This is a genomic window from Variovorax sp. DXTD-1 (genome assembly GCF_003984625.1).
In the GTDB taxonomy this organism is placed as follows: Bacteria; Pseudomonadota; Gammaproteobacteria; order Burkholderiales; family Burkholderiaceae_C; genus Variovorax.
Window position 1 is genome coordinate 1 of record NZ_RWKH01000030.1, and the last position, 23,607, is coordinate 23,607.

Consider the following 23,607-nt stretch of genomic DNA (forward strand, 5'->3'; position numbering starts at 1 on the left):
AAGAGCTACGAGTCAACTGCGATTTGTACCTTGCTGCACTCGGGAAGCCAGTTCTCGAATACAGCAGTTAGCGGGGGTCAAGGTCAGGTCTTGCTCGTTGCCCCTGATCTTCAACAAACAAAAAAAGCCGCCTGCCCCTAAGCCGCTAAAGGCCGGGGTGGCGGGCGGATCGCTTCGGAAAGGCCCCCACGAATTCATCTGCAAACAGTGGACATCCGAGGCGGATCGCTTCAGGATTTATCCGACTCATCAAATGTCGCGACCGAACCTCTAATTGGCCAGCGCGTTCGGAAAGAACAGCTGCTCGCCGCCGATCTTGTAGGCCGCGATGGTTTGCTGACCTGCGGGCGAGATCACCCAGTCGACGAACTTCTGTGCGCCCTTGCTGTTGAGCGAGGGAAATTTGGTGGGGCTCACGACCATCACGCCGTACTGGTTGAAGAGCCGCTTGTCGCCCTCGACCAGCACCGCAAGATCGGCGCGGTTCTTGAAGCTGAGCCAGGTGCCGCGGTCCGCGAGCACATAGCCGCCCGACGAGGCCGCGATGTTCAGCGCCGGCCCCATGCCGCAGCCGCATTCCTTGTAGCCCGTGCCCTTGCGCTCGTTGGGCACCGGCTGCCCGGCTTCAGCCACGCCGGTCTGCGTCCAGAGCCGGCGTTCGGCCGCGTCGGTGCCGCTCTTGTCGCCGCGCGAAACGAAAGGCGCATTGGCGGCCGCGATTTTCTTCAGCGCGGCGACGATATCGCCGCCCTTCGCAGCCACCGGATCGGCCTTCGGGCCCACCAGCACGAAGTCGTTGTACATCACGGGGTAGCGCCTGGCGCTGAAGCCCTCGGCCACGAACTTCTCCTCGGCCGCGGTGTCGTGCACGAACAGCACGTCGGCATCGCCGCGCTTGGCCATGTCGATGGCCTGGCCGGTACCCACCGCCACCACCTTGATGTCGATGTCGCTGGCCTTCTTGAAAGCCGGCAGCAGGTGCGAGAACAAGCCCGATTGTTCGGTCGACGTGGTCGAGGCCATGGTGATGGTCTCGGCGTGCGCGGCCCCCGTGGCCAGAAAGAAAACCGCAACCGCCAGCGAGGCGCGTATGCCCGCATTGCCGCGGTGCTTGAAGAACAACAGATTCATGCCAACTCTCCTTTGACGAACAGGCGGGCCTCTTCGGGGAGCGGCCCATGGAAGAAATCGTGGACGGACAGATCGGCCAGCACGCGGCCATGCTCCAGGTAGACGACGCGGCTAGCCAGCCGCTTCACCTGCCCGAGGTTGTGGCTTGCGAACACCAGCGTGCGGCCGGCGGCGGCTTCGGCAATGAGCGTTTCGACCTCGCGCTTGGCAGTGGGGTCAAGGCTGGCGGTGGGCTCGTCGAGCAGCAGCACCGCCGGATGCAGCGCCCACGCGCGCGCCAGTGCCACCCGCTGCTGTTGGCCGCCCGACAAGGCGCGTGCGTTGCGGTCGGCCAGGTCTTCCAGCCCCACGCGCGCCAGCGCAGGAAGAGCAGCTCGGCGCGCATCACGCCAGCGCGTGCCGCGCAGCCACAGCGCCATCGCCACGTTGACCACCACCGACGCGCGCAGCATATGCGGGCGCTGGAACAGCATGGCTTGGTGGCGGCGCGGCGCGGCGCTGGTGAAGCTCCCGGCCGCATGCGGCACCAGGCCGTGCAGCAGCCGCAGCAGCGTGGTCTTGCCGCTGCCGTTGGCGCCGATGAGCGCCACGCGCTCGCCCGCCGCGATGGTCAAGGTGGCGCCTTGCAAGGCCGCCACGCGCCCCAGCCGGACGTCGACCCCGTACAGCGCAAAGACGGTGGTGTCGACACTCGCGAGCTGCACGTGTTCGTTCACGGACGCGCCTCCGGCCGCCACCAGGCCGCCATGCCGCCGCCTTCGCCTCCCCCGCCGTCGACCCGTTCGCGCCAGCCGCGGACTGCGGCGATGGCCAGGTTGAGCACCAGCACCACACCCAGCAATACGATGCCGAGGGCCAGCGCCAGCGGCAGGTCGCCCTTGCTGGTTTCGAGCGCAATGGCGGTGGTCATCACGCGCGTGAAGCCGTCGATGTTGCCGCCCACCACCATCACCGCGCCCACTTCAGAGACGGCGCGCCCGAAGGCGGCGATGAGCACGGTGAGCAAGGCATACCGTTCGTCCCACACCAGGAGCAGCGCCCGCACCAGCGGCCTGGCGCCCAGCGAGCGCAGCTGCTCGCCGTGCGCGCGCTCGGCGTCCTCGATGGTCTGGCGCGTGAGCGCCGTGACCACCGGCAGCACCAGCACCGTCTGCGCCAGCACCATGGCCTTGAATGAAAACAGCCAACCCAGGAATCCGAGCGGGCCGGAGCGCGACAGCAGCAGGTAGATCACCAGTCCGACCACCACCGATGGCAATGCCAGCAGCGTGTTCAGCACCGTGAGCAGCGCGGCCCGGCCGCGAAAGCGCGCCACGCCGAGCCATGCCCCGAGCAACAGGCCGAACCCGCAGGCCAGCGCGCACGCACTGGCGCTGACCGCGAGAGAGCGCCCGACGATGGCCAGCAGCACCGGATCGCCCGAGACGAGCAGCTGCCAAGCCGCGACGGCGCTCTGTGCAAAGGTGTTCACGCGATGGGCTTCATGGGTGGAAGCGCCGCAGTATCGGGGTGTACCTCCAATTACCTATGCAATTTTTTGCATAGGTAGCCGGGTACCCCATTCGCTCAGATCGCGTCGAGCGGAAACACCGGCCGGCGCACTTTGGAAAACGGGAACAGGCTGTAGTCCGAACTGGTCACGCCCGGGCTGTCGCACTCGACCAGCGCGGCCGAGATCGGCTCGAACACCGGCCGGCAGTACATGCGCGACTTGAGCAGCAGAAAGCGTTCCTTGCGCGGGTCGAGCCCCGCGCACTCGAAAACGCCGATGTCCCAGGGCTCCTGCGTGCGCTCGGTCACCACGATGCGCGCCGTGCCGATGTCGAACAGCACCGTGCGGCCCATGCTGCTGCGCTGGCCGGTGTAGGTGGGGCCGATGATCACGTACTCGCCGTTGCTGACAGTGCGCACCATGCCGGTCAGCATGACGGGCTTCTTCGACAGGCCGATGCCTTCCAGCGACACCTTGTTGCCCAGCGCCACCGTCACCTCGGCGCCCTCGCCCGCCGCAATCAGCTCGGCCACCGCTTGCGGGTCGCACAGCGGGCCCACGCCGATGCCGTCGAGCCCCTGCGCCAGCGCTTCCTGCAGCACGTCCATGGTGTCGCAGCTGCCGCCCGACATGCAGTTGTCGCCATGGTCGAGCAGCAGCACAGGCCGCGTCGCGCCTTGGGCGATGGCCTTGGCACGCGCCACCGATTCGGCCAGCGGCTCGCTGCGGTAGACAAACGCCTCGCGCTTTTCCCACATCTGCCTGGCAATGCGGTCGGCCGTGGCCTGCGCACGCTCGGGCGATTGCGCGTCGACCGCCACCACGCTCATGCAGGGCGCCTCGATGTCCGACAGCGAAAAGCCGGCAAAAATCGACACCGCGAGCGATTCCGATTTTTCGGCTTCGCGCGCCGCCTCGATGGCCCGCTGCATCGCGCCGGTGAACGACGCACTGCGCAATGTGTGCGCCATCAGGGGCAACGGATGCCACCGCATCGCGGGCTTGCTGCGCCCCGCGAGCAGGTCAAACAGGAGGCGGCCGGCATGCTCGCCGGTCTCGTACATGTCGATGTGCGGATAGGTCTTGAAGCCGACGATCACGTCCGCGTTGCCGACCATCGCGGGCGTGACGTTGGCGTGCAGGTCGAGCGCCACGCCGATGGGAACACCGGGTGCCGCGGCGCGCAGGCGCACCAGCAGGTCGCCCTCCCCATCGGCGCTGTTCTGCGCCACCATGGCGCCGTGCAGGTCGAGCAGGATGGCGTCGCAGCCCGGCGCCGCATCGACGATGCACTGCGTGAGTGTGGTGTAGGCCTGCGCATCGACCGGCCCGCTCGGATTGGCCGAGGCCGACACCGGCGTGACCATCGTCGCACCCGCCTGCTCGGCCAGGTCGATGAAGGCCGACATGGCAGTGCGCATGCCCTTGTTGTCCCTGTAGGCCTGCTCGCCGAACGTGGGGCCGTCGGGCCCGAAGGTAGCCAGTGGCGTGGGCACCGGCGAGAAAGTATTGGTCTCGTGGTTGAGCCTTGCAATCAGCACCTTCATTGCGACGCCACTCCGGCGCTTTGCAGCATGGCCTGCAGCAGCACATTGCAGCCGGCCTCGAGATGGTCGGGCTGCGCATCCTCGATCTCGTTGTGGCTGATGCCGTCGAGGCACGGCACGAAGATCATTGCCGTGGGGCACACGCGCGCCAGGTACACAGCGTCGTGCCCCGCACCGCTGATCACGTTCATCCAGGTCATGCCCTGCGCCTGCGCCGCCTCCCGAATGGCCGACACCAGCGTAGGCGTGAAGGGCTGCGGCGGAAAGTAGACGACCTGCTCCACCGTGGCCTCGACCTTGCCCTTGGCGGCGATGCGCTGCACGGCCTCCTTCAGTTCGGCGTCCATGGCCGAAAGCACCACGTCGTCCGCCGCGCGCAGGTCGACGCTGAGCTTCACGCGGCCCGGAATCACGTTGCGCGAGTTCGGATAGTTGTCGATCCAGCCCACCGTGCCGCGCGCGTGCGGGGCATGGGCCAGTGCGATGCGGTTGACCTCGATCACCAGCTCGGAAGCCGCGAGCAGTGCGTCCTTGCGCAGCTCCATGGGCGTGGGACCGGCGTGGGCTTCCATGCCCTGCACCACCACGTCGTACCAGCGTTGGCCCAGTGCGCCCTCGACCACGCCGATGACGCGTTCGTTCGCCTCGAGCACCGGCCCTTGTTCGATGTGCGCCTCGAAATACGCGCCCACCGGCGAAGCCGCGGCCGAAGCCGGCGCGGTGCCTGCATAGCCGATCGAAGCGAGCGCTTCGGCCACGCTGATGCCCTCAGTGTCGCGCTGCGCCAGCGCGTGCTCGAGCGTGAAGGCATCCACGAACACGCCCGAGCCCATCATCACGGGCACGAAGCGCGAGCCTTCCTCGTTGGTCCATACGGCGATTTCCAGCGGCGCCTCGGTGACGATGTTGGCGTCGTTCAGGCTGCGGATCACCTCCAGCCCGGCCAGCACGCCATAGTTGCCGTCGAATTTTCCGCCCGTGGGCTGGGTGTCGATATGGCTGCCCGTGACCACCGGGGGCAGTGTGTTGTCGCGGCCGGCGCGGCGCGCAAAGATGTTGCCGATCTGGTCCACGCGCACCTCGCAGCCGGCTTCACGCGCCCAGCGGGTAAAGAGATCGCGGCCCTGGCGATCGAGGTCGGTCAGTGCAATGCGGCAGACGCCGCCCTTCTCGGTCGCGCCGAGCTTCGCCAGTTCCATCAGCGAGCCCCAGAGGCGCTCGCCGTTGATGCGGAGTTGGGTTTGTGAGTTCATGGCTTTGCAAAAGAAAGAAGGAATGCGCGAAGCCTCAAGCAAGGCCCACGCCCAGATAGCGGTCTTTCACATCGTGGTCGGCCATGAAGGTGGCATTGCCGGCCTCGTGCACGATCACACCCTGTTCCAGGATGTAGTGGCGATCGGCCAGTTGTACGCACACTTCCAGGTTCTGCTCGACCAGCAGGATGGCCACGCCGGCCGCCTTGATGAGCTTGAGCTGCGCGACGATTTCCTCCACGATGACTGGCGCAAGGCCTTCCACGGGCTCATCGAGAATCAGAAGCCGCGGGTGGTTCATCAGCGCGCGGCCGATGGCCAGCATCTGCTGTTCGCCGCCCGAAAGCTGGCCGCCGCCGTTGCGGCGCCTCTCTTTCAGGCGCGGAAAGATGCGGTAGATGTCGTCCAGCTGCCAGGGCGAGTCGCGCCGCTGGCCGAGCAGCAGGTTTTCTTCGACGGTCAGCAGCTTGAAGACGCCGCGGTGCTCGGGCACCAGGCACACGCCGCGCGTCGCAATGCGGTGCGGCGGCATCCCCGCGATGTCCGCACCTTGAAAGCGCACGCGGCCGCTGGTGGGCGTGACCGCGCCGGCAATGCTCTTGAGCGTGGTCGACTTGCCCGCGCCGTTGCGGCCCAGCAGCGTGACCAGTTCGGCCTCGCCCACTGTCATCGACACGCCTTGCAGCACGTGGCTCTTGCCGTAGTGCGCGTGCAGGCCGTCAACTTCGAGGATGTTCGCGCTCATCGGGGCGCCTCCGTTCTCTGAGAGCCGGCCATGGCCCGGCTGTTGCCCCCTCTCCCCTCGGGGAGAGGGCTGGGGTGAGGGCCAGCGGCGATGGCAAAAGCGGTGCATGTGCGAAGGCCACGGCCCTCACCCCTGCCCTCTCCCCGAGGGGAGAGGGAGAAAGAAACAGTGCTCCTCATGCCTTGCCCCCGGTGATCATGTTGCCCAGGTAAGCCGTGCGCACGCGCGCATCGGCCCGGATGTCGCCCGGCAGCCCTTCGGCCAGTACGCGGCCCAGCTGCATCACTGTCACGGTGTCGGAAATGTCCATCACGATGTTCATGTTGTGCTCGATGAGCACCACGGTATGCGCGTCGCGCAGGCCGCGGATCAGTCGCTTCATGTCGTCCAGGTCGTCGATGCCCATGCCCGAGGTCGGCTCGTCGAGGAAGATGGCTTTAGGCTTCGCGGCGAGCGCCATGCCCACTTCGAGGCGGCGCTGCTGGCCATGCGAGAGCTCGCTGGCGGGCACGTCGGCCAGCCGCTCCAGGCCCACGCGCTCCAGCACCTCGGCCACCGTTTCGGCACAGGCGCGCTCGCCGACCGGCGCGCGCCAGCAGTTCATGGCCTGGCGCGGCGCTATGCCTTGCGCCGCGACGCGCAGGTTCTCGCGCACAGGCAAGCTCGCAAACAAGCTGGTCACCTGAAAAGAACGCGCCATGCCGCGCTGCACGCGCTTGTAATCGGGCTCGCGCGTCACGTCGTGGCCGTCGAAAAGGATGCGCCCGCCGGTTGTTGTGCCGGTGCCCGTGAGCATGTGGAACAGCGTGGTCTTGCCGGCGCCGTTCGGGCCGATCACCGAGTGCACGGTGTTGCGCTTGATCTTCAGGTCGACCCCGCCGAGCGCGGCGAACTTGCCGTAGTGCTTGGTGACGCCGATGGCTTCGATGAGTACCGGTTCGCTCATGCCTTTTCTCCCTGCGTTGCTGGCGCGTGCGATGCGTCCTTTGCGATTGGCCCCTTGCGGAACACGCGGCGCCATGCACTCTCACCCAGGCCCCAGAGGCCGCGCTGCATGCCGATGCTCACGCCGATCAGCAAGAGCCCCAGCAACAACAACCATCGCGGCCACAGCGTGGACAGCCAGTCGGCCAGCAGCACGTAGAAGGCGGAGCCCAGCACCGAAGCGAACAGGTTGCCGGTTCCGCCGATCACGGTAATAACCAGGATCATTTCGCTCGTGTGGTACTCGGCGTTCGACAGCGGCGCGATGCCGGTCATCATCGCGTGCAGCCCGCCCGCCAGGCCTGTGACGGCCCCCGAGATCACGAAGGCCAGCAGCTTGAAGCGCTTCAGGTCGTAGCCCACCGCGGCAGCGCGGTCCTCGTTGTCGCGAATGGCGAGCAGCGTGCGGCCGAACACCGAGTCGGTCACGCGCAGCAGCAGGCCGAAGGCGATGAGGAACACCACCGCCACGAAGGCGTAGTACTTCCAGGGCGTGTCCATGAAGGCGGGGCGCGGCACGTCGAGCAGCCCGTTGTCGCCGCCCGTGAGCCCCGAAGCGGTGTACGCCACGAAGTAGAACATCTGCGCAAAGGCCAGCGTGAGCATCACGAAGTAGGTGCCGCGCTGGCGGATGGCCACCCAGCCGACCACCGCCGCGCCGAGCGCCCCCATGGCGATGGCGGCCAGCAGCGCGAGCGGCATCGGAAGTTGCAGCCGCGTGAGAAGAATGGCGATGGTGTAGCTGCCCAGCCCGAAGAAGATGCCTTGCCCGAACGAGAGCAGGCCCGTGTAGCCCAGCAGCAGGTTGCAGCCCAGCGCGGCAAGCGCATAAATGAGCACCTCGCTCGCGAGCGAACCCGAGCGCAGCACCAGCGGAAGGCCCAGCGCGACGATCAGCGCCAGGAGGAAAGTGATTTTTCTCGGCATGGCGATGTTCATCCTCTGCGGCCGAGCAGGCCATGCGGGCGCAGCAGCAGCACTGCTCCCATTGCAACGTAGATCATCAGGCTCGCCCCCGGCGGCCAGATGGTGCTCATCAGGCTTTGCACGATGCCGATCAGCAAGCCGCCGACGAGTGCTCCGCCGAAGCTGCCGAGCCCGCCAATCACCACCACCACGAAGGCGACACTGAGCGCCTCCACGCCCATGAAGGGCTCCGCACCGCGGATCGGCGCGGCCAGCACGCCCGCCAGCGCCGCGGTGGCCGCCCCCAAGGCGAACACCAGGCTGAACACGCGGAACACGTTGATGCCGAGCAGCGACACCATCTCGGTCGATTCGCTGCCCGCGCGCACCGCGCTGCCCAGGCGCGTGCCTTCGAGCACCCACCACAGCAGCACCGCCAGCACGGCGGTGAAGCCGATCACGAACAACCGGTACTTGGGATAGATGAAGCTGCCCCACATCACCACGCCCTGCAGCAGGTCGGGCGTCGGCACGCTGTTGCCGAGCGGTCCCCAGAAAACGATGACTATTTCCTGTACCGCCAGCGCAAGGCCCACGGTCACGAGAATGTGGAATTCATGTGGCTTGGCGTACACACGGCGCAGCAGCAGTTTCTCGGCCAGCCAGCCGAGCGCGCCGACGAACAACGGCACCAGCACCAGCGCGGCCCAGAAGTCGAGCCCCCACTGCATGGCCTGGAAGCACAGGTACGCGCCCAGCAGATAGAAAGCCCCGTGCGCAAAATTCACGAAGCGCAGCAGGCCGAACACGATGGACAAGCCAACGGCCAGCAGGAAATACAGCATGCCGATGCCGATTCCGTTGATGGTCTGGAGCAGGTAGACGGTCATGGGCGCGTCGGTGTCCTTTTGCCGCCTCAGGCCAGCTTGCAGCCGGTCTTGTCGACGGGCAGGAAGGACTTGCCCGAGCTCACCACGTCCACATAGTCGGCCGGGTTCTTCATCTTCGACTTGGCCTTGCCCTTGAGCAGGTAGTAGTCCTTGATGACCTGGTGGTCGGCCTTGCGGATTTCTTCGGTGCCGGTGAGCCCTTCGTACTTCATGCCTTCCAGCGCGGCAATCACGGCCTTCTGGTCCACGGTGCCGGCTTTCACGATGCCGTCGATGAGGATCTTGGTGCAGACATACGAGCCCGCGAGGCTGTAGTTGGGCACGATCTTGAGCTTGTCGGCCGTGAGCTTCACCAGGTCCTTGTTGAGGGTGGTGTCGGCCGTGTGCCAGTACTGCGCGCCGAAGTAGACGCCGTCGCACAGGTCGGCGCCGAGTTCGTCGAACTGCTCCAGGCCCGACGCCCATGCAATGAGGATCGTCATGTTCTTGTGCATGCCGAAGCTCACCGCCTGGCGCAGCGCGGCCGACGATTGCGCGCCGAAGTTCAACAGCAGCAGCACGTCGGGCTTGGCGGCCATCGCGTTGGTGAGGTAGCCGCTGAACTCTTTCTCGTTGAGCGAGTGGTAGCTGTTGCCCACGTGCTCGATGCCCTTCTCCTGGAAGATGTTCTTGGCCGCACCGAGCAGGCCTTCGCCGAACACGTACTGCGGCGTGATCGTGTACCAGCGCTTGGCCTTGGGGCTAGAGGCGATCAGCGGGCGCACCGTCTGCTCGATGGCGCCGAAGGTGGGCACCGACCAGCGGAAGGTGGCGGGGTTGCAGTCCTTGCCGGTGATCTCGTCGGCGCCGGCGGTGGTGATGAACACGCCGCCGGCCTTCTCGGCCTCCTTGCCCATGGCCAGCGCTTCAGACGACAGGATGCCGCCTGCGAAGAACTTGGCGCCTTGCTGCTGCGAGGCTTCCTGCACCTTGCGCACCGCGGTGGCCGGCTTGCCTTCGGTGTCGAGCACGGTGTAGGCCAGCGGGCGCTTGAGCACGCTGCCGTATTGCTCGATGGCCAGCTTCATGCCGAGGTCGGCGAACTTGCCGTTGGCCGCAAAGGCGCCCGACATGGGAACCGGGCAGCCGAAGCGGATGGCCTCGGCCGACTGGGCGAAGGCGGCGCGGCCGGCCAGGAGCGAGGCGGGAGCGGCCGACAGGGCTGCCAGCTGAAGAAGGTGTCTGCGTTGCATGAAATTCTCCGGACGTGGTTTGGGGAGGTAAGAGAAGGTGCGGCCTCAGGTCGGCTGCAAATTTAAGCGGATAAATAGGATTAATATGCTGGTAAAAACCCGCTAGCAATGGCCGTGCCAAAATTCGGAGAAGGTCCGGGCCCTATACCTGCTCCAGATCCTCATCACTCTCGAAAATGACTCGCTACGCATGAAATCGACGCAGGACGCCATGGCATTCGGGCAGAACCGCCCGAAGCGGCAAAAGCTCTCCGACGTCATCGTCGAGGACGTCAAGCGCTGGATCGTTGCCGAGCGCAAGCAGCCGGGCGACCGGCTGCCGAATGAGAAGGAGCTGATCGAGCTCTTCGGCTATTCGAAGAGCACGGTGCGCGAAGCGTTGAAGGCGCTGGAAGTGCGCGGGCTGATCTCCATCCGCACGGGGCCGGGCGGCGGGGCATATCTGCAGCAGGTGTCGGTCGACCATGCGTCGGAGCCGCTACGCAACTTTCTGCACTTTCATCACCTGGACGGCCACCACATCTACCAGTTGCGCAAGGTGCTGGAGCCCGAGTTGGCGGTGAGCGTGATCGGCAAACTGACGCCCGAACATTTCGAACGGCTGGAAGCGAATGTGCGCCTTTGCACGCTGGAGCCCACCAACGAAGATGAACTGCGCACGCAGCGCGAGGCCGAGCTCGCGTTTCACACAATGCTGGCGGAGGCCTGCCCCAATCCGGTGCTCTCATTCATGTGCCGCTTCCTGAATGACTTGCTGCGCGACCTGGTGGTCTACAAGAAGGCACTGGACCATCACCACTTTGGCGAGGCCAATGTCGACTACCACACGCAGTTGCTGTCGGCCTACCGCCGGGAAGACGCGGATGAGGTGCGCCGGCTGATGGCCGAGCACATGGTCGATGCCGAGGCGCACATGCATGAGATGGAGGCGCATATCGGGGCCAAGCATTTGCTGCTGCCTAGTGGGCAGCGTTGATTCAGGGCGTGTGCAAAGGCCACCGGGTACTCCCCTCCGCGAATGTCCCCCGGGGCTGCGCCCCTCCTCCTTTATTTCGCTGCGCGGAGCACCCGATGCCCTGTGCACTTGGGCACGCTCTGGGTGTGCCGCTGTTCAACCACCGCTCTGTGCAACGCGCCCGCTGGCGGGGTGCCTTGCGCAGCGAAATAAAGGAGGAGGCCGCAGGCCGGGGGACATTCGCGGAGAAAGGTACCCCGTCGGCGGGTGCGCCGCCCAGAATTCAGGCGTGCGCCTTCTCCAGACACGCTTGAAACGCCAACACAGCCCGCGACGGCTTGGGCGACCGCCGCAGCAAACTCACGAACCCGCACGCGTAGTTGAACCGTGCTGGCAGCACCGGCTTCATGAGCCCCCGCTCCTCGAACACCTGCGCATAGTGGTCTGGCAAGAAACCGAGAAATTGCCCCGAAAGAATGAGCGTCGCAATCGCCTCCTGGTCGAAGCCTGTCGCCTTGCGCGAGAGCTTGGCGCGGTGGCTCAGTTCCATATTGGGCGAGTGGTAGCCCAGTCCTGCGAAGTGGTGCTCCCGCAGCTTGGCCCATGTGAGCTTTGCGTTGTTGCTCTCGAAAAGCGGATGTCCCTTGCCGCAATAAAGCAGCATCGTCTCGTCGAACAGGTCGGCGTACACCAGGCTTTTCGACGCGCGGTGCGCCGGGATGATGCCGATCTGGAAATTGCCCTCCAGCACGCCCTGCTCAATGGCGTTGATCGAACCTACATGCACCGCCAGGTTCACCTCTGGCGCAATCTCGGTGAAGCGGGCAATGGCCTCGCCGATGCGCGCCTTCGGGTTGGTGGCCGTCTTGTCGAACAGCGCCACCTCCAGCTGCCCGCCCATGCGGTTGTGAATGTCGTCGATGCTGCCGCGAAACGCATCGACCGACGCCAGCAGCCGCAGCGTCTCGTCGTACACCCGCTGCCCCTCTGCCGTGAGCGCAAAGCCGGCCCGCCCGCGCCGGCACAGCACCAGCCCAAGCCGCGTCTCCAGGTCTTTCACATGCCGGCTCACGGTGGAGGTGCCGATGTTCAGCTCCAGCTCCGCCGCCGCCATGCCGCCACAGTCGACCACGCTCTTGAACACCTTGAGCAGGCGCAAGTCCATGTCGCTGAGCTGCCCCAGAACGGCGCGGTTGCGCGTGCCTTGGGCACTGTTTTGGGGTTTGGCCTTTACTTGCATGAAACGTCAAGTGAACATTGATATTGCGCCATTCTCCACACTGAAGGCCTTGCCAACAATCGGCACACCTCATCACCCTTCCGGAGCCCGCGCGTGCGGGAAGCGCCATGACCCTTGCAACGCCCGCCATCGAACCGACGCCCGCCCTGCGTACCGACGCCGCCTGGCTCGACGCCCATTGGATGCCCTACACCGGCAACCGCAACTTCAAGGCCGATCCGCGCATGATCGTGGAGGCCAAGGGCGCCTACTTCACCGATGGCGACGGCCGCAAGATCTTCGATGGCCTCTCGGGCCTCTGGTGTTCGGGCCTCGGCCACAGCCGCCCCGAAATCACCGAGGCGGTGAGCCGCCAGATCGCCAAGCTCGACTACTCGCCCGCCTTCCAGTTCGGCCACCCGCTCTCTTTCGAGCTGGCCAACAAGATCAAGGAGCTCACGCCCGCGGGCCTGGACTACGTGTTCTTCACCGGCTCGGGCTCCGAAGCCGCAGACACCTCGCTGAAGATGGCGCGCGCCTACTGGCGCACCAGGGGCCTGGCCAGCAAGACGCGCCTGATCGGCCGCGAAAAGGGCTACCACGGCGTCAACTTCGGTGGCATTTCGGTGGGCGGCATCGCGGCCAACCGCAAGCTCTTCGGCCAAGGCGTGGAAGCCGACCACCTGCCGCACACGCAGATTGCGGCCAACGCGTTCACGCGCGGCATGTCGGAGAACGGCGCCGAACTGGCCGACCGCCTGCTCGACCTGATTGCGCTGCACGACGCATCGAACATCGCGGCCGTGATCGTCGAACCCTTCGCGGGCTCGGCCGGCGTGGTGATTCCGCCCAAGGGCTACCTGAAGCGCCTGCGCGACATCTGCACCGCGAACAACATCCTGCTGATTTTTGATGAAGTGATCACCGGTTTCGGCCGCTGCGGCGCGCTCACGGGCGCGGAAGCCTTCGGCGTGACGCCGGACATCATGAACATCGCCAAGCAGGTGACCAACGGCGCACAGCCGCTGGGCGCGGTGATTGCCAGCAAGGAGATCTACGACACCTTCATGGCGGCCGGCGGCCCCGACTACATGCTCGAGTTTCCGCACGGCTACACCTACGGCGCACACCCGGTGGCCTGCGCCGCCGGCATCGCGGCACTCGACGTGCTCCAGAAGGAAGACATGATCGGCCGCGTGAAAACGCTCGCTCCGCATTTCGAGAACGCGGTGCACAGCCTCAAGGGCAGCAAGCACGTCACCGACATCCGCAACTACGGCCTGGCCGCGGGCCTGACGATTGCCGCGCTGCCGGGCGAGCCGGCGCGCCGCCCGTACGAGATCGCGATGAACTGCTGGAAGAAGGGCTTCTACGTGCGCTACGGCGGCGACACGATCCAGCTTGCACCGCCTTTCATCGCCGAGAAGGCCGAGATCGACCGCCTCGTCAACGCGCTGGGCGACGCGCTGGCCGAAACAGCCTGAGGCACGTCAGGCAGGCAGGCATTGGACGGCTCTGCATAATGAGCCCGCCTCCATTTCCCCGCCCGTCTTCGTGCAACAGATCGACCTTTCCTACGCGATCCGCCCCCGCCGGAGCGGCCCGCGGCAGATCCGCAATCCGCTGATGCAGCTGCTGCAGGCGGTGCGCGAGCACGGCTCCATCTCGGCCGCGGCGCGCGCGCTCGACCTGTCTTATCGCCACGTGTGGGGCGAACTCAAGCACTGGGAACAGACGCTCGGGCATCCGCTGGTGCAGGGCGAGCAGGGCCAGCGTGCGCAGCTCTCCGAATTCGGCGACAAGCTGCTGTGGGCCGAGCGCCAGGCGCAAGCCCGGCTCGCGCCGCAGATCGAGGCGCTGCATGCCGAACTCGAGCGCGCCTTCGCCCTCGCCTTCGATGACCGCACCCATGTGCTGAGCCTGCAGGCGAGCCACGACGATGCGCTCGCGCTGCTGCGCACTCATGCGGCGGGCACGGCGCAGCTGCATCTGGACATTCATTTCACAGGCAGCGTCGACGCGATACGCGCGCTCAACCAGGGCCGCTGCGTGATGGCGGGCTTTCATACGCTGGAGCATCCGCCGCGCGGGTCGCTGGCCCAGCGCACGTATCAGCCGCTGCTCAAGCCCGGGCAGCACAAGCTCATCGGTTTCGCCCGGCGCACGCAGGGGTTGCTCGTTGCACCGGGCAATCCGCTGCGCCTGCGCTCGCTGGCCGATGTGGCGCGGCTGCGCGCGCGCTACGTCAACCGCACGATCGGCACCGGCACGCGCGTGCTGCTGGACGAACTGCTCGCACAGGCCGGGCTCGATGCCGCGGCGCTCGCGGGTTACGACCGCTGCGAAACTTCGCATGCCGCGGTGGCGCACGCCGTGGCGTCCGGCCAGGCCGATGCGGGGCTCGGGCTCGAATCCGCCGCCCACGCCGAAGGCCTCGGCTTCGTGCCGCTGGTGCACGAGCGCTATCACCTCGCCTGCCTCAAGTCGGCGCTCGAACAGCCCGCCATGCAGGCGCTGGTGGCGGTGCTGCGCAGTGCAAGCTGGCAGCATCTGCTCGGTACGCTGCCCGGGTACGAAACCGCGGGGAGCGGCGAGGTGCAGTCGCTGCGCACGCTGCTGCCCTGGTGGACCTTCCAGCGCGAGAAGAATCACGCGCATTGAAGGGCCGCCGGGCGCGTGGGTTAAGGTTGCGCTCATGACGGCTGCGGTGCATAGCGATATTCCCGCCCGGCTCGACCGCCTCCCCTGGTCGCGCTGGCATTGGCGCGTGGTGATCGCGCTCGGCGTGGCGTGGGTGCTCGACGGCCTCGAGGTGACGCTGGTCGGCTCGATCGGTGCCGTGCTCGAGCGGCCCGACACCCTGGGGCTCAGCGCCGGCGAAATCGGCTGGTCGGGCTCCATCTACATCGCAGGCGCGGTCATCGGCGCCCTGCTCTTCGGCCGTCTGACCGACCGGCTCGGGCGCAAGAAACTGTTCCTGGTCACGCTGATGGTCTACACGCTGGGCACGCTGGCCACCGCGTTCTCGCCCAACTTTGCCTTCTTTGCGGTCTGCCGCTTCATCACGGGCCTGGGCATCGGCGGCGAATACGCGGCCATCAACTCGGCCATCGACGAGCTCATTCCGGCGCGCGTGCGCGGCCGCGTCAACCTGGCCATCAACGGCAGCTTCTGGATCGGCGCAGGGCTGGGGGCCGCGCTCAGCCTGGTGCTGCTCGATGCGCGCGTGATCGGGCCGGTATGGGGCTGGCGGGCCGGCTTTGCGCTGGGCGCGGTGCTGGCCGTAGCCATCTTGCTGGTGCGGCGCAACGTGCCCGAAAGCCCGCGCTGGCTGATGGCGCACGGCCGCGCCGACGAGGCGCTGCGCATCGTCGAGGCCATCGAGGCCGAAGTGCGGGCGCAGCATGGGCCGCTGCCTGAAGCGCAGGGCCGCGTCGCCTACGTTGGCAATCGCCGGAGTCCAACAATGCGCGAAGTGGCGCACGTGCTGCTGCGCCGCTACCGCGAACGCAGCGTGGTCGCGGTGGCGCTCATGGTGTCGCAGGCCTTCTTCTACAACGCGATCTTCTTCACCTATGCGCTGGTGCTCACGCGCTTCTACGGCGTGGCCGAAGACGACGTGGCACTGTATATCTTTCCGTTCGCGCTCGGCAACGTGCTGGGGCCGCTGCTGCTGGGCCCGCTGTTCGACAGCGTGGGCCGGCGCAAGATGATTGCGCTGACCTATGTGCTGGCCGGCGTCGGGCTCGCACTCACCGGCTGGGCCTTCATGATGGGCTGGCTCGACGCACGCAGCCAGGCGCTGTGCTGGTCGGCGGTGTTCTTCCTGGCCTCGGCGGCGGCGAGCTCGGCCTATCTCACGGTCAGCGAAGTGTTCCCGCTCGAGATGCGCGCGATGGCCATCGCCATCTTCTACGCCATCGGCATGGGCGCGGGCGGCTTCGTGGCGCCGGTGCTGTTCGGTGCGCTGATCGAAACCGGGAGCCGGGGCGCCGTGATGGTGGGCTACCTCATCGGCGCCGCGCTGGTCATCGTGGCGGGACTGCTGGCGCTGCGCTATGCGGCCGATGCGGAGCGCAAGCCGCTCGAGGAAGTGGCGCCGCCGCTGTCGTCAGGTGACGGCGGCCATTGAAGCGGCGCAGATGCGCGAGGGCTCGGAGCGAGTCACAGACTGCAGGTCCGGAAGCCAAAGAAACCGTCGTCGCGACCCGGCAGCGCAAACCCGCGGCGTCGCGGCGAGCGCAACCGTGCGCGGGTCGCGAACGACGCACCGCGCAGCACGCGGGCCTGGCCGAACGCCGGGGCCGGGTCGAACTCCCCGCCGCCGCTCCACGGGTCGGCCCTGAAGCCGGGCCACGGCCGCAGCGTGCCTGCGGTCCATTCGTGCACGTCGTCGGCCCAACGAAAGCCGCGCCGTGCGGCGGTGTGCGCCGCAATCTCCCATTCGACCTCGGTTGCGATGCGCCGGCCGGCCCAGCGCGCCCAGGCATCGGCCTCCCACCAGCTCAGGTGCACCGCGCCGTGGTGGCCGGCCGCACGCACGGTTGCACCGAAACGGTGCTGCAGCACCGAGCCGCCGGTGCCGTTGCGGGCAGCGCCGATCTGCTCGACGTGCCGCGGCCCGCGGCGTCCATCGATCTGCGCCGAAAGCCAGCGCCAGCCTTCGGGGTGCCAGAGCTCTTCGCGGTCGTAGCCGCCTTCGTCGACGAACTCGATGTACTGGTTCCAGGTGACGGGCTGGGCGTCGATCTCGAATTCAGGCACCTCGACGCGGTGCACACCCTGCTCCTGCGCAAAGGCGAATCCGCCGTTGGAGGGCAGGCCGAGCTCCCACTGCGTGGAAGGCAGCACCAGCGGCTCGCGCGTGGCCGAAACCGGCAGCGGCTCGATGCCGAGGGAGAGCCCCAGCGTCTGCGCCATCACGATGAGCTGCTCGCCGCGCAGGTCCTCATGGAAAAGCGCGAGGCGATAGAAGTACAGGCCAGGGTCAGTCTCGGCCGCATGCTCGAGCAGCTCGAGCGTGCTTTCCAGCGTCTCGAGCAGGTAGGCCTTGGTCTGGCCGAGGTCCGGCAGGCCGGGCGACCAGATTCGCTCCGGCGTCGCCTGGGCGGGATCCCACCAGCTGTCGGCATGCGGGTCGATGGCGGCCAGCCGCGTCGGGCGCACCGGGCAATCGGCGCCGAAGGCACGCTGCGTGTTGCGGCCGATCCACCATTCGGCAAACCAGCCGATATGCCCGGCCAGCCAGACCGGCGGCACCACGCTCGCGTCGTCGGTGCGCGGCACCGCAAGATCGGGCGAGCCCAGCGCCTCTTCGTAGAGCGACAGCAGGTGAAGCGTGTGGTTGCGCGCATCCATGAGGGCCAGCGACAGCAGCTCGCGGCCGGCTCGCCGCATGTCGGGCGAATCGATGGAGTGCGGCAGGCCCGTGGGCAGCAGGGGCGGCGACGATGGCATGTTTCATTATGGCGAGCCGCGGCACCAGCGTGGCGCACGGCGGGCGCGTCTACGGGAATACACCGCCCGGCCCCGCCTGAAAACGGCTTCCCGCGCCGATAAAATCGCGCGTCCGCAAAAGCTCCGACCGCCGCCTGCCGGCCGAGTCCCGGCCGCTTCTGCATCCAAGCATCCATTCTTCTGGAGAAGAGCATGAATTTCCTGCTCAGATTTTCGCGCGCGGTCGATTGGCTGAACGGCCAGATCGGCAAGTACGTCATCTGGCTCATCCTGGCGTCCACGGTCATCAGCGCCATCAACGCGGTGGTCCGCAAGGCCTTCAACATCAGCTCCAACGCGTATCTCGAGGTGCAGTGGTACCTGTTCGCGGCATCGTTCCTGATTGCCGCGGGCTACACGCTGCTGAACCAGGAGCACGTGAAGGTCGACGTACTCGCCGGAAAGCTGTCCAAGCGCGGGCAGATCTGGATCGACATCATCGGATTTGTCTTCTTTCTCACGCCGTTCTGCCTGGCCGTGCTCTGGTACGGCATTCCGTTCTTCATGCAGGGCTACCGCTCGGGCGAAATGTCGAACAACGCGGGCGGCCTGATCCGCTGGCCGGTCTACGCAATGATTCCGCTCGGCTTTGGTTTGCTGATGCTGCAGGGATGGTCCGAGCTGATCAAGCGCATTGCCTTCCTGCAAGGCCGCATCGAAGACCCGACGGCCAAGCGAGGCGAAAAAACCGCTGAAGAAGAGCTTGCCGAGTCGATCCGCCGGTTGGCCGAAGCGCAAACCAAGTCCAGCTGAACCGGAACATCATGGAATTCATTACCCAGAACTACGCCCCGCTGATGTTCGCGGGCCTGATCTGCTTTCTGCTGGTCGGTTTCCCCGTTGCCTTCAGCCTTGGCGCCTGCGGCCTGTTCTTCGGCTTCGTCGGCATCGAACTCGGCCTGCTGCCCGAGGCGCTGCTGCAGGCGATGCCGCTGCGGCTCTTCGGCATCATGCAGAACGACACGCTGCTGGCCATCCCCTTCTTCACGCTCATGGGGCTGATCCTCGAGCGAAGCGGCATGGCCGAAGACCTGCTCGAGACCATCGGCCAGCTGTTCGGCCCGATTCGTGGCGGCCTGGCATTGGCCGTGGTGTTCGTAGGCGCGCTGCTCGCGGCAACCACCGGCGTGGTGGCTGCATCGGTGATCTCGATGGGCCTGATCTCGCTTCCGATCATGATGCGCTACGGCTACGACCGGCGCCTGGCAACGGGCGTGATCGCGGCCTCGGGCACGCTGGCGCAGATCATTCCGCCTTCGCTGGTGCTGATCATCCTGGCCGACCAGCTCGGCCGCAGCGTCGGCGACATGTACAAGGGCGCCTTCCTGCCCGGCTTCCTGCTGATGGGCATGTACGCGCTCTACGTCATCCTGCTCGCGCTGTTCAAGCCGGCATGGGTGCCGGCGCTGCCGCCGGAAGCACGCACGCTGCGCGAAGACAACGGCAAGAGCGGCGGTCCCTCGCTGCTGGTGCTCACCGCGGTCTGCGTGGTTGCGTCGGTGTGGTTCGCACGGCACATTGCCGACATCCACACCTGGTGGAAGGGCGAAGAAGTCACGCGCGTGGCCACCGACGAGACCATCGTCGTCTCCATGTGCGCCGGCGTGCTGCTGGCGCTGGTCATCGCGGTCATCAACCGCGTCACGCGCCTGGGCCTGCTCTCGCGCATGGCCGAGCGCGTGACCTTCGTGCTCATTCCGCCGCTGCTGCTGATCTTCCTGGTGCTCGGCACCATCTTCCTGGGCGTTGCAACGCCCACCGAAGGCGGCGCCATGGGTGCTCTTGGCGCACTCATCATGGCCATGGTGCGCGGGCGCATGAGCATGTCGCTGCTCAAGCAGGCGCTCAACACCACCACCAAGCTGTCGTGCTTCGTGGTGTTCATCCTGATCGGCGCAACGATCTTCGGCCTGGTGTTCCAGGGCGTGGACGGACCGCGCTGGGTCGAGCACCTGCTGGCCAAGGTGCCGGGCGGCCAGCTGGGCTTCCTGATCGTGGTGAACGTCATGGTGTTCTTCCTGGCGTTCTTCCTCGACTTCTTCGAGTTGTCGTTCATCGTGGTGCCGCTCCTGGCCCCGGTGGCCGACAAGCTGGGCATCGACCTGATCTGGTTCGGCGTGCTGCTGGCGGTGAACATGCAGACCTCGTTCATGCATCCGCCGTTCGGCTTTGCGCTCTTCTACCTGCGCAGCGTGGCGCCGACCAAGGCCTACAAGGACCGCGTCACGGGCCAGATGATCGAGCCCGTCACCACGATGCAGATCTACTGGGGCGCCGTGCCGTTCCTGCTGATCCAGCTGACGATGGTGGGCCTGATCATTGCGTTCCCGGGCATCGTGTCGAGCGGGCTGGACGAAAAAGAGGTCTACGACCTCGACAAGGTCATGCGCGAGATGGAAGCCAACATGCCGGGCTCTGCGCCTGAGATTCCCGCGCCCGAAGTGCCGGCGCCCGACGCAGGCACCGCGCCTGCACCGGAATCCGGAGCCTCCGCGCCCGCGGGCGGTGCGGCGGCTCCCGCGGCCGAGGACGACCCGATGAAGGCCATGCTGGAATCGATGGAGCGGGAAAAGAAGTAACCCCTTCAGCCGTGCCCCAGGGCCTGCGCACCGCGCAGGCCCCAGACGAAAAAAAGCCCGCGCGATGCGGGCTTTTTCTTTGCCGGGCCGAAGCCGCGGATCAGAGCTTCTGCTTGGACATGAAGTTGTCGAAAGCCGATTCGGCAAAGCGGAACCACAGCACCTGGTCGCGCTGGAACGTGCGCAGGTCGGCGTAGATCTTCTTCCACTCGGGGCTCTTGGCGTCGTTCTCTGCGAACACTTCCATCGAAGCCTTGAAGGACGCGTCGAGCACGGCCTGCGAGAACGGCAGCACCTTGGTCTTGGACGCCACCAGTTGCTTCAGCGCCGTGGGGTTCAGCGCGTCGTACTTGGCGAGCATGTCGGACGAAGCGACGGCCGCGGCGGCTTCCACGATGGCCTTGTTCTCTGCCGAGAGGCCGTCGAACGCCTTCTGGTTGATGAAGAAGTCCACTTCAGGACCGCCTTCCCACCAGCCGGGGTAGTAGTAGAACGGCGCAACCTTGTTGAAGCCGAGCTTCTGGTCGTCGTAAGGACCGACCCATTCGGCGGCATCCAGCGTGCCCTTTTCGAGCGACTGGTAGATCTCGCCGCCGGGAATGCTTTGCGGCACCGCGCCGAGCTTGGTCATCACGTCGCCGATGAGGCCGCCGCCCAGGCGCATCTTCATGCCCTTGAAGTCGGCCGGCGACTTGATTTCCTTGCGATACCAGCCGCCCATCTGGCAGCCCGTGTTGCCGCCGGCAAGGCTCAGCATGTTGTACTTGGCGTAGAACTCGTTCATGAGCTTGCGGCCGTTGCCGTGCATCATCCACGCGTTCATCTGGCGCGAGTTCAGGCCGAACGGAATGGCCGAGCCCAGCGCGAAGGCGGGGTTCTTGCCGTAGAAGTAGTAAGGCACGGTGTGGCACATCTCGACCGAACCGTTTTGCACGCCGTCCACCACGCCGAAGGGAGGCATCAGCTCGCCGCCGGCGTGAACCGAGATCTCGAACTTGCCGCCCGACATGGCCTTGACCGCCTTGGCAAACACTTCCGCGCCGCCGTAGATGGTGTCCAGCGACTTGGGAAAGCTGGAGGCCAGGCGCCAGCGGACGGCGGCCTGCGCATGAACTGCGGGCGCAATGCCGGCGGCCAGAACGCCGGCAATGCCGGCGTTTTTAATGAGGGAACGACGATCCATTGAATTCACTCCGAGTGCATTGGAAAAAACGAAACGCGGCTTGTGGCCGCGTCGACGACTTTCGTAAGTCGTGGCGATTGTAAAAACCTGCTTACAGGCAACCCGCCGGGGTTTACCCTGCGACGGAGCCGAAGCGCCGAGCGATGGAGGCTTCGATGCCCGCCGCGTCGAGGCCGATGGAGGCGAGCAGCTTGCCCGGATCGCCGTGCTCGATGAAGCGGTCGGGCAAGCCCAGCTGCAGCACCGGCTTTTGCACGTTGGCCGCCTGCAGCGCCTCGAGCACCGCGCTGCCCGCGCCGCCCATGACGGCGCCCTCTTCGAGCGTGACGATCGCGTCGTGCGTGCCTGCCACCTTCAGCAGCAGCTCGACGTCGAGCGGCTTGGCCCAGCGCATGTTGACCACCGTGGCGTCGAGCGACTCGGCTGCCGTGAGCGCCGGGTACAGCAAGGTGCCGAATGCGAGGATGGCAATGCGCTTGCCTTGGCGGCGCACTTCGCCCTTGCCGAACGGCAGCGCATCGAGCGCCAGGTGCGGCGTAACGCCGGCGCCCGACCCGCGCGGATAGCGCACAGCCACCGGGTGGTTCTGCTCGTAAGCGCTCGACAGCAGCTGGCGGCATTCGCGCTCGTCGGCCGGGCACGCAATGCTCATGTTGGGAATGCAGCGCAAGAACGGAATGTCGTACGCGCCCGCATGCGTGGCGCCGTCGGCGCCCACCAGGCCCGCTCGGTCGAGCGCGAAAATCACCGGCAGATTCTGGATTGCGACATCGTGAATCAACTGGTCGTAGGCGCGCTGCAAAAAGGTCGAATAAATGGCGACCACCGGCTTCAGGCCTTCGCAAGCGAGGCCGGCCGCGAAGGTCACGGCATGCTGCTCGGCAATGCCGACGTCGTAGTACCGGTCAGGGAAGCGCTGCTCGAACTCGACCAGCCCCGAGCCTTCGCGCATGGCGGGCGTGATGCCGACCAGCCGGCCGTCGTGCGCCGCCATGTCGCACAGCCATTGCCCGAAGACCTGCGTGAAGGTCTGCTTGGCCACCGCGGCGGACTTGACCAGCCCCACCTGCGGGTCGAACTTGCCAGGGCCGTGGTAGGCCACCGGGTCGGCCTCGGCCAGCTTGTAGCCCTGCCCCTTCTTCGTGACCACGTGCAGGAACTGCGGGCCGTCGAGGTGCTTGAGGTTCTCGAGCGTGGGCACCAGCGAATCGATGTCGTGGCCGTCGATGGGGCCCACGTAGTTGAAGCCGAACTGCTCGAACAGCGTGGCCGGAACCACCATGCCCTTGGCATGCTGCTCGAAACGCTTGGCCAGCTCGAACAACGGCGGCGCGGCGCGCAGCACGCTCTTGCCGACGTTCTTGGCGGCGGCGTAGAAGTTGCCGCTCATCAATTGCGCAAGGTAGCGGTTGAGCGCGCCCACGGGCGGGCTGATCGACATGTCGTTGTCGTTCAGGATGACCAGCAGCTTGCAGTCGCACACGCCGGCGTTGTTGAGCGCCTCGAAGGCCATGCCGGCGGTGAGCGCGCCGTCGCCGATGATGGCCACGGCATGGCGGTCTTCGCCCTTCTGCTTGGCGGCCATGGCCATGCCCAGCGCGGCCGAGATGCTGGTGGACGAATGCGCGGTGCCGAAGGTGTCGTACTCGCTCTCGCTTCGCTGCGGAAAGCCCGAGATGCCGCCGATCTGCCGCAGCGTGGGCATGCGCTCGCGCCGGCCCGTGAGGATCTTGTGCGGATAGGTCTGGTGGCCCACGTCCCACACCAGCCGGTCGTGCGGCGTGTTGAACACATGGTGCAGCGCGACCGTGAGCTCCACCGTTCCCAGGTTGGAACTCAGGTGCCCGCCGGTGCGCGAAACGTTGTCGAGCACGCAGGCGCGCACTTCGTCGGACAGCTGCTTGAGCTGGGCCCGGTCGAACTGGCGGATGGGCGAAGGATCGTGGAGCGTGGGAAGCAGCGGGGCCATGGGAGCGTCGTGGTTCTTCTTGTCCA

20 protein-coding genes are annotated in these 23,607 nt (G+C 66.4%); 6 read left to right on the forward strand and 14 right to left on the reverse strand.

Features of this window, described 5'->3' with window-relative positions; translation table 11 throughout:
• Positions 1-270: 270 nt before the first annotated feature.
• From EJI00_RS22760 to EJI00_RS22805, 10 genes are all read right to left on the reverse strand, one after another.
• A complete protein-coding gene (locus tag EJI00_RS22760) occupies positions 271-1,131 on the reverse strand; it encodes a substrate-binding domain-containing protein (protein WP_126749750.1) in 861 nt (286 codons plus the stop codon).
• On the reverse strand, positions 1,128-1,847 hold the full coding sequence (locus EJI00_RS22765) for an ATP-binding cassette domain-containing protein (protein WP_126749751.1): 720 nt from the start codon (positions 1,845-1,847) through the stop codon (positions 1,128-1,130). The genes EJI00_RS22760 and EJI00_RS22765 overlap by 4 nt, the downstream gene beginning before the upstream one ends.
• On the reverse strand, positions 1,844-2,602 hold the full coding sequence (locus EJI00_RS22770; protein WP_126749752.1) for an ABC transporter permease: 759 nt from the start codon (positions 2,600-2,602) through the stop codon (positions 1,844-1,846). The genes EJI00_RS22765 and EJI00_RS22770 overlap by 4 nt, the downstream gene beginning before the upstream one ends.
• A 95-nt stretch (positions 2,603-2,697) precedes the next feature.
• Positions 2,698-4,170, reverse strand: coding sequence for a M81 family metallopeptidase (locus EJI00_RS22775; protein ID WP_126749753.1), 1,473 nt, complete (start codon positions 4,168-4,170; stop codon positions 2,698-2,700).
• A complete protein-coding gene (locus EJI00_RS22780; protein ID WP_126749754.1) occupies positions 4,167-5,423 on the reverse strand; it encodes a Zn-dependent hydrolase in 1,257 nt (418 codons plus the stop codon). Before EJI00_RS22780 ends, EJI00_RS22775 begins: the two co-directional genes overlap by 4 nt.
• Before the next feature lie 34 nt (positions 5,424-5,457).
• The gene (locus EJI00_RS22785; protein WP_126749755.1) at positions 5,458-6,168 is read right to left on the reverse strand and encodes an ABC transporter ATP-binding protein; all 711 of its coding nucleotides are present in this window, start codon (positions 6,166-6,168) and stop codon (positions 5,458-5,460) included.
• Positions 6,169-6,343: 175 nt separating this feature from the next.
• Positions 6,344-7,114 carry an ABC transporter ATP-binding protein gene (locus EJI00_RS22790; RefSeq protein WP_126749756.1) on the reverse strand — a complete coding sequence of 257 codons (771 nt, stop codon included), beginning with the start codon at positions 7,112-7,114 and terminating at the stop codon, positions 6,344-6,346.
• Positions 7,111-8,079 (reverse strand): branched-chain amino acid ABC transporter permease, encoded by a 969-nt coding sequence (locus EJI00_RS22795; protein WP_126749757.1) that lies wholly within the window; start codon positions 8,077-8,079, stop codon positions 7,111-7,113. The genes EJI00_RS22790 and EJI00_RS22795 overlap by 4 nt, the downstream gene beginning before the upstream one ends.
• A gap of 8 nt (positions 8,080-8,087) precedes the next feature.
• Positions 8,088-8,948, reverse strand: a complete 861-nt coding sequence (locus EJI00_RS22800) for a branched-chain amino acid ABC transporter permease (protein WP_126749758.1) — start codon at positions 8,946-8,948, stop codon at positions 8,088-8,090.
• A gap of 26 nt (positions 8,949-8,974) precedes the next feature.
• Positions 8,975-10,180, reverse strand: coding sequence for an ABC transporter substrate-binding protein (locus tag EJI00_RS22805; protein ID WP_126749759.1), 1,206 nt, complete (start codon positions 10,178-10,180; stop codon positions 8,975-8,977).
• 190 nt (positions 10,181-10,370) lie between these two features.
• Here EJI00_RS22805 and EJI00_RS22810 point away from each other — a divergent pair, with 190 nt between their 5' ends.
• Entirely contained in the window at positions 10,371-11,156 is a 786-nt protein-coding gene (locus tag EJI00_RS22810) for a FadR/GntR family transcriptional regulator (protein ID WP_185868190.1), read from the forward strand.
• Positions 11,157-11,418: 262 nt separating this feature from the next.
• Here the strand turns inward: EJI00_RS22810 and EJI00_RS22815 are convergent, their stop codons facing one another.
• Positions 11,419-12,375, reverse strand: coding sequence for a LysR family transcriptional regulator (locus EJI00_RS22815; protein ID WP_126749760.1), 957 nt, complete (start codon positions 12,373-12,375; stop codon positions 11,419-11,421).
• 107 nt (positions 12,376-12,482) lie between these two features.
• Between EJI00_RS22815 and EJI00_RS22820 the strand changes: the two genes are divergently transcribed.
• The 3 genes from EJI00_RS22820 (at position 12,483) to EJI00_RS22830 (ending at position 16,486) form a co-directional block, all read left to right on the forward strand.
• A complete protein-coding gene (locus EJI00_RS22820) occupies positions 12,483-13,838 on the forward strand; it encodes an aspartate aminotransferase family protein (RefSeq protein ID WP_126749761.1) in 1,356 nt (451 codons plus the stop codon).
• A 70-nt stretch (positions 13,839-13,908) separates the two neighbouring features.
• Positions 13,909-15,015 (forward strand): substrate-binding domain-containing protein, encoded by a 1,107-nt coding sequence (locus EJI00_RS22825; RefSeq protein ID WP_126749762.1) that lies wholly within the window; start codon positions 13,909-13,911, stop codon positions 15,013-15,015.
• Positions 15,016-15,049: 34 nt separating this feature from the next.
• A complete protein-coding gene (locus EJI00_RS22830) occupies positions 15,050-16,486 on the forward strand; it encodes an MFS transporter (RefSeq protein WP_126749763.1) in 1,437 nt (478 codons plus the stop codon).
• 32 nt (positions 16,487-16,518) lie between these two features.
• On the opposite strand, the gene EJI00_RS22835 is transcribed toward EJI00_RS22830, so the two are convergent.
• The gene (locus EJI00_RS22835) at positions 16,519-17,811 is read right to left on the reverse strand and encodes an SUMF1/EgtB/PvdO family nonheme iron enzyme (protein WP_126749764.1); all 1,293 of its coding nucleotides are present in this window, start codon (positions 17,809-17,811) and stop codon (positions 16,519-16,521) included.
• A gap of 192 nt (positions 17,812-18,003) precedes the next feature.
• On the opposite strand from EJI00_RS22835, the gene EJI00_RS22840 reads away from it, so the two are divergent.
• The gene (locus EJI00_RS22840) at positions 18,004-18,603 is read left to right on the forward strand and encodes a TRAP transporter small permease subunit (protein WP_126749765.1); all 600 of its coding nucleotides are present in this window, start codon (positions 18,004-18,006) and stop codon (positions 18,601-18,603) included.
• 11 nt (positions 18,604-18,614) lie between these two features.
• Entirely contained in the window at positions 18,615-20,429 is a 1,815-nt protein-coding gene (locus EJI00_RS22845; protein WP_126749766.1) for a TRAP transporter large permease subunit, read from the forward strand.
• Positions 20,430-20,529: 100 nt separating this feature from the next.
• Here the strand turns inward: EJI00_RS22845 and EJI00_RS22850 are convergent, their stop codons facing one another.
• Positions 20,530-21,612: a TRAP transporter substrate-binding protein gene (locus EJI00_RS22850; RefSeq protein WP_126749767.1), complete on the reverse strand. Its 1,083-nt coding sequence runs from the start codon at positions 21,610-21,612 to the stop codon at positions 20,530-20,532.
• Between the two features lie 112 nt (positions 21,613-21,724).
• Positions 21,725-23,581: a 1-deoxy-D-xylulose-5-phosphate synthase gene (dxs, locus tag EJI00_RS22855; RefSeq protein ID WP_126749768.1), complete on the reverse strand. Its 1,857-nt coding sequence runs from the start codon at positions 23,579-23,581 to the stop codon at positions 21,725-21,727.
• Positions 23,582-23,607 lie beyond the last annotated feature (26 nt).

Bases quoted from the DNA above. Each gene is read 5' to 3' on its own strand.
- EJI00_RS22760 (WP_126749750.1), bottom strand. From the start codon at position 1,131: ATGAATCTGTTGTTCTTCAAGCACCGCGGCAATGCGGGCATACGCGCC.
- EJI00_RS22775 (WP_126749753.1), bottom strand. From the start codon at position 4,170: ATGAAGGTGCTGATTGCAAGGCTCAACCACGAGACCAATACTTTCTCG.
- EJI00_RS22780 (WP_126749754.1), bottom strand. From the start codon at position 5,423: ATGAACTCACAAACCCAACTCCGCATCAACGGCGAGCGCCTCTGGGGC.
- EJI00_RS22785 (WP_126749755.1), bottom strand. From the start codon at position 6,168: ATGAGCGCGAACATCCTCGAAGTTGACGGCCTGCACGCGCACTACGGC.
- EJI00_RS22790 (WP_126749756.1), bottom strand. From the start codon at position 7,114: ATGAGCGAACCGGTACTCATCGAAGCCATCGGCGTCACCAAGCACTAC.
- EJI00_RS22795 (WP_126749757.1), bottom strand. From the start codon at position 8,079: ATGCCGAGAAAAATCACTTTCCTCCTGGCGCTGATCGTCGCGCTGGGC.
- EJI00_RS22800 (WP_126749758.1), bottom strand. From the start codon at position 8,948: ATGACCGTCTACCTGCTCCAGACCATCAACGGAATCGGCATCGGCATG.
- EJI00_RS22805 (WP_126749759.1), bottom strand. From the start codon at position 10,180: ATGCAACGCAGACACCTTCTTCAGCTGGCAGCCCTGTCGGCCGCTCCC.
- EJI00_RS22810 (WP_185868190.1), top strand. From the start codon at position 10,371: ATGAAATCGACGCAGGACGCCATGGCATTCGGGCAGAACCGCCCGAAG.
- EJI00_RS22815 (WP_126749760.1), bottom strand. From the start codon at position 12,375: ATGCAAGTAAAGGCCAAACCCCAAAACAGTGCCCAAGGCACGCGCAAC.
- EJI00_RS22820 (WP_126749761.1), top strand. From the start codon at position 12,483: ATGACCCTTGCAACGCCCGCCATCGAACCGACGCCCGCCCTGCGTACC.
- EJI00_RS22830 (WP_126749763.1), top strand. From the start codon at position 15,050: ATGACGGCTGCGGTGCATAGCGATATTCCCGCCCGGCTCGACCGCCTC.
- EJI00_RS22835 (WP_126749764.1), bottom strand. From the start codon at position 17,811: ATGCCATCGTCGCCGCCCCTGCTGCCCACGGGCCTGCCGCACTCCATC.
- EJI00_RS22840 (WP_126749765.1), top strand. From the start codon at position 18,004: ATGAATTTCCTGCTCAGATTTTCGCGCGCGGTCGATTGGCTGAACGGC.
- EJI00_RS22845 (WP_126749766.1), top strand. From the start codon at position 18,615: ATGGAATTCATTACCCAGAACTACGCCCCGCTGATGTTCGCGGGCCTG.
- EJI00_RS22850 (WP_126749767.1), bottom strand. From the start codon at position 21,612: ATGGATCGTCGTTCCCTCATTAAAAACGCCGGCATTGCCGGCGTTCTG.
- dxs (WP_126749768.1), bottom strand. From the start codon at position 23,581: ATGGCCCCGCTGCTTCCCACGCTCCACGATCCTTCGCCCATCCGCCAG.